A 4,764-nucleotide genomic window follows, 5' to 3' on the forward strand; every position below is an offset into this window, starting at 1 on the left:
CTGTGCAGGCCGAAACCGTGGCCGTCCTTGCGGGTGGTGAAACCGTGGGCAAAGACCCGGGAGAGGTTTTCCGCCGCGATGCCTTCGCCGTCGTCCTGCACGCGGATTTGCAGGTTGCCCGCCTCCAGCAGGCGCACGCTCAGGGTCAGCGCATGCGCAGGGTTATCCTGGGCCGACAGTGCATGCTTGGCGTTGCTGATCAGGTTGACCAGGATCAGCAGCAGCCGATGCTTGTCCAACAACAGCGGCGGCACTTCGCTGAATTCCTTGATCACCCTGACCCGATGGCGCTGCAGCGCTCCGGCATTCATGCGCAGGGCATCCTCCAGCAAGTCGGTGACCCGCACCGCTTCGAGCATGCTAGATGCGCCGGCATAGGACTGCTGGGTGGCGACTATCTCCTTGATGTGGTCGACGCTCCTGGTCAGGTGCTCGAGTTCTTCGGCAATGCCCTGCTGCTCGGCGGCGAGCGCCTCGACCAGCTGGTTCAGGTAACCCGGCAGCAGCTTGCCCTTGGCGTCGTGGCTGAGGAAGTCGCCCAGGTCGGCGGAATGCTCGTTGATCAGCCGGACTGCCTTGGCCAGCCCTTGCGACTTGGAGTCGCGTACCCGGCGGCTGACCAGGTCGGCCGAGATGTTCACGCTATTGAGCACGTTGCCAACGTTATGCAACACGTTGGTGGCGATCTCGGCCATGCCGGCCTGGCGCGCCGTGGCCACCAGTTCGCTCTGGGTATCGCGCAGTTCGCGGGTGCGCAGCTGCACCTGCAGCTCCAGCTCGTCATGGGACTGCCTCAGCGCGGCTTCGCTGCGCTCGAGCTTGTCGAGGGTGGTGCGGAATGCGCCGATAGCATTGGCCATTGCCTCGAGCACGCCCTTGCCGGCTGGACGGGCTAGGTCTCCCTCCGCAGCGTGGCCCAGCTGCGTCAGGTCGAGAATATGGCCGTCGAGGGTGCGGGTGAGTTGTCGGGTCAGGCGCAGGGTAAACACTAGCGCCGCAATGCCCAGCAGCAAGGCCGCGATACTCAGCCATAGGACTCGCTTGCGGTTCTGGTCCGCGCTCTGGCGAAAACCGGTGCCCAAGTTGTCGCGGGCCTGCGTCTGGAACTCGAGGAACTGCTCGCTGACGCGGATGAAGCTGCTGTTGACGGCAACCAGCTCGCGCAAGGCCAGATCCAGGTTGACCGTCGACAGCTCGATGGCGGAGGTGGCCTGCGCGACATATGCCTGGGTGCCTTCGAGCAATGACTGGTGCAAGGCGGTGGCCGCAAGGTGCTCGTCCTCTCTGAAGGCCGGCTGATCGAGGGTCCGGGCGAACTGCTCGGAGAGGTGGCGCATGACCTCGATTTGCACCTTGGCGCGCTCATAGAGCTGCTCCTCGTCCAGTCGCTCGCGTGCGTCGTGCAGCAGGGCGAACAGCTCCGTATGGTTGCGGGCGAGCGTGGTGGCGACGCTGGCCAGGCTTTCCAGGACCGGCAGGTCCTCGCGCGCCAGATGCTGAAGCAAGGCATTCTGCCGCTCCGACTCCAGCTCGAATGCCAGCACTATCAGGACGGCGCACGCCAGACTCAGCGCAGGCGCGATAAGGAAGCGAATATGCAGGGGCAGCGATTCGATTCGCTGACTGAGCCAATGCATGCGGACGCCCTCGAGGCCGGTGGAGGTCATTTCGCCAGGGTAGCGGACAGCTTCTTCCAGTCATCCGGCAGGACCTTGGCAACCGCAACGAACGCATCGTCACCCTTGGGCTTGAAGACATAGGCCACGCCTTCCGGCTTTGGCCAGATACCGGCGGACTCTTTGAGGTTGGCCGTGTGCGCGATGATCACCGTGTTGCTCGCCGCGGCCGGCGGCGTCGCCAGCATGCGGCGCAGCGCGAGGGTCAGGCGCTCGCGCTCGGCAGCATCCACGTTGAGGGCGAAATACAGGTCGGGATTTACCTGGTAGCGTCCGAATGCCAGTTGCGCGGTTTCCTTGGTGCGGCAGTACGGGCTGGAGATCACTGCACCGACCGGGATGCCCAATGCCGCAATGGCCTTACCAGCTTCCGTCGCCTGCGCCCGGCCCTGTTCGGACAGGTTGCGTTGGGTTTCGCAGCGGGTGAAGTCTGGCTCGAGATCATCCGCAACCTTCTGGTCGGTAGCGCCGTGGCGGAAGTAAATGACATAGCCGCCGGCCCGCAGATCGGGGAGGATCGCCGCCAGGTCGGCAAGCGAGGAGTCATCCGCCGCGGCCAGCGGCAACGGTGACAAGGCAGCCAAGAGCAGGCTCAGCAGCAGTCCCGGCAAGGTGAAACCTGTGTACGAAGCGCGAGGGCAATTCATGGCTGCTTCCTTTTGGTCATGTCTGCGTTAGTGGTTAAACCTGTCGCTGCTTTGCGTAGAAGCGGGCTGCGCCCGGCAGGGATGTCGGCAGTGCGGTCAGCCGCCTGCAACGGCTGCCCCGCGCATGTCTTCATAGATTCCCTGAACAAACCTGTGGCCACTCGACCCATTTACCCTGTCCTCCTGGAATTCCCCATGCTCCAGCCCCCGCAGGGTATCGGGCGTCCGCCTCACGCGCGGCCCTGCGGTGGTTCGAGCGGCAGGGCGGGGGCAAGATCCGCCTCGTCACCCGGTGCCCTCACCTGGATGTGGCCCTGGCGCAGGAGTTTGCCGGCACAGATGCTGTCCACCGCTTCGCTGAAGTAGAACCCTTGCGCCTGGTTCGTCGAGCCAGCCGAGATCAGCAAGGCACGCTGCTCTTGGGTTTCCACGCCTCCGGCAATGATGCCAATGCCCAGCTCGCGGGCGAAGTTGATGATGGCGCGGATGGTCGTTGCGCTCTCTGGATCCTCGCTGGCCGAGTTGATGAAGGATTGTGCGATCTTCAGGTGGTTGACCCGGTAGGTCTTGAGGTAGTCGCACGAGGAGTATTCGGCACCGAAATCGTCGATGGCGATCTTCACCCCGAGTTCTCGCAGCTGCGGCAGCACGTCGTTGCGGGTCCATTTGGTCTGGGCCAGCGTGGCCTCGGTCACGTCGAATTCCAGATCGGCGGGGTCCAGCCCCCACTTGGCGATGGTTTCAGTGACATCGCGAATCAGTTCCTGGCCGCTCTTGATCTGCGCCAGCGAGAGGTTGATCGCGATCAGCGGTGGGGCCATGCCCGCGTCGCGCCACTGGCGCATTTGCCGGCAGGCCTGTTCCAGCACCCAATGTCCGAGCGCCACTATGCTGCCGGTTTTTTCCGCGATGTGGATGAACGCATCGGCGGCGAGCAGGCCGCGCGTGGGGTGGTTCCAGCGCACCAGTGCCTCCAGGCCGAGAATCTTGCCGGACGACAGCTCGACCTGCGGTTGGTAATACAGCGCCAGCTCGTCCTGTTCGATCGCTCTTTTCAGGTCATTGCCCAGGGTTACCCGCTCGAGCACCTGCTGGTCGAGATCCTCGGAGTGAAAATGGTACTGGTTACGGCCCTCTTCCTTGGAGCGGTAGAGCGCCAGGTCGGCCTGGATCAGCATGGCATCTGCGCCCGCGCTGCCCGGCGCATAGGGGCAGATGCCGATGCTGGCCGAGATGCGCACCTCGTTGCCGTTGAGCGAGTAGGCACGCGCCAGGGTGGTCTGGATGTTTTTCGCCAGCGCACCGGCGTTCGCCGGCTCGCCCATGTGCAATTGCAAGATCGCAAATTCGTCGCCGCCGAGGCGGGCGACCACATCGCTCTCGCGCGTACAGTCCCGGATGCGCGCGGAGACTTCCTGCAGCAGCAGGTCACCGACCGGGTGGCCGAGGGTATCGTTGACTTCCTTGAAGTGGTCGAGGTCCAGGTAGAAGATCGCGAACGAGGGGGCGCCGCGCTCGGCCGCGGCGAAGGCCTGACTCAGGCGCTCGATGAAGGTCGCCCGGTTGGCCAGGCCGGTGAGCCCGTCGGTGCGGGCGAGCAGGGCGATTTTCTCCTCGGCCAGCTTGCGCTCGGTGATGTCGAGGATGATGCCTTCGATCTCGATCAGCCGGCCCTCGCTGTTGCGCACCGGGATGTAGCGGTTCTCGACCCAGCGGTAAGAGTCGGCGCCGGTCAGCAGGCGGAATTCGATCGAGGCGCCCTGGGCGCTCTTCTCCAGTACCCGCCCCATCGCCGCGTCGAGCACCTGCAGGTCGTCCGGGTGGATCAGCTCCTGCGCCCAGTTCGGCGAAGCCACCAGGCGGGCGGCATCGTGGCCGAACTTGGTGATGTTGTGCGAGATGTACATCAGGGGAAACGCCGGTTCGCCGCGCAGGCGGTAGAGGATGGTCGGGCTGTTGCGCACGATGATGTTGGCGTCGGACAGCTCCTTGGTTCTTTCCTCGACCGCCTGCTCCAGGGCGCTCATCTTCATGGCCGCGTCTTGGGTCATCTGCCACTTCACGGTCAGCGCGCTGGCCATCTGACGGATCTCGATCGCGTCGAAGGGCTTCTTCAGTATCAGCAGGCGGTCGGCCAGGTCGAGGCGCTCGGTCATGTCCTCCCAGGAATAGTCGGAGTAGGCGGTGCAGAGGGCAACCTGCAGCTGGGGGTCGGCTTGCCAGAGGTGCTCGACGGTCTCGACCCCGTCCCAGCCGGGCGGCATGCGCATGTCGATGAACGCCATGGCATAGGGGCGGCCCTGCGTCAGCGCGCTGGTGAGCATGGCCAGGGCTTCCTGGCCCTGATGGGCGGAGTCGAGTTCGAAGGTTTGCTGCACGCTCGGGGCGTCGCCGAACAGGGCCTCTTCGGCGGCGGCCAGCATGGCTTGGCTGTCCTGGCC

3 protein-coding genes are annotated in these 4,764 nt (G+C 64.7%); all 3 read right to left on the reverse strand.

Going from position 1 to position 4,764, the window contains the following annotated elements; translation table 11 throughout:
- A partial coding sequence (locus ABZE94_RS20470) for an ATP-binding protein (protein WP_372877922.1) occupies positions 1-1,637 on the reverse strand: 1,637 nt, incomplete at its 3' end.
- Between the two features lie 26 nt (positions 1,638-1,663).
- Complete coding sequence (locus ABZE94_RS20475; RefSeq protein WP_372877924.1) at positions 1,664-2,287, reverse strand: histidine phosphatase family protein; 624 nt, start codon at positions 2,285-2,287, stop codon at positions 1,664-1,666.
- A 266-nt stretch (positions 2,288-2,553) separates the two neighbouring features.
- A partial coding sequence (locus ABZE94_RS20480) for a putative bifunctional diguanylate cyclase/phosphodiesterase (RefSeq protein WP_372877926.1) occupies positions 2,554-4,764 on the reverse strand: 2,211 nt, incomplete at its 5' end.

Origin of the sequence: Pseudomonas sp. (assembly GCF_041601375.1) — a bacterium.
In the GTDB taxonomy this organism is placed as follows: domain Bacteria; phylum Pseudomonadota; class Gammaproteobacteria; order Pseudomonadales; family Pseudomonadaceae; genus Aquipseudomonas.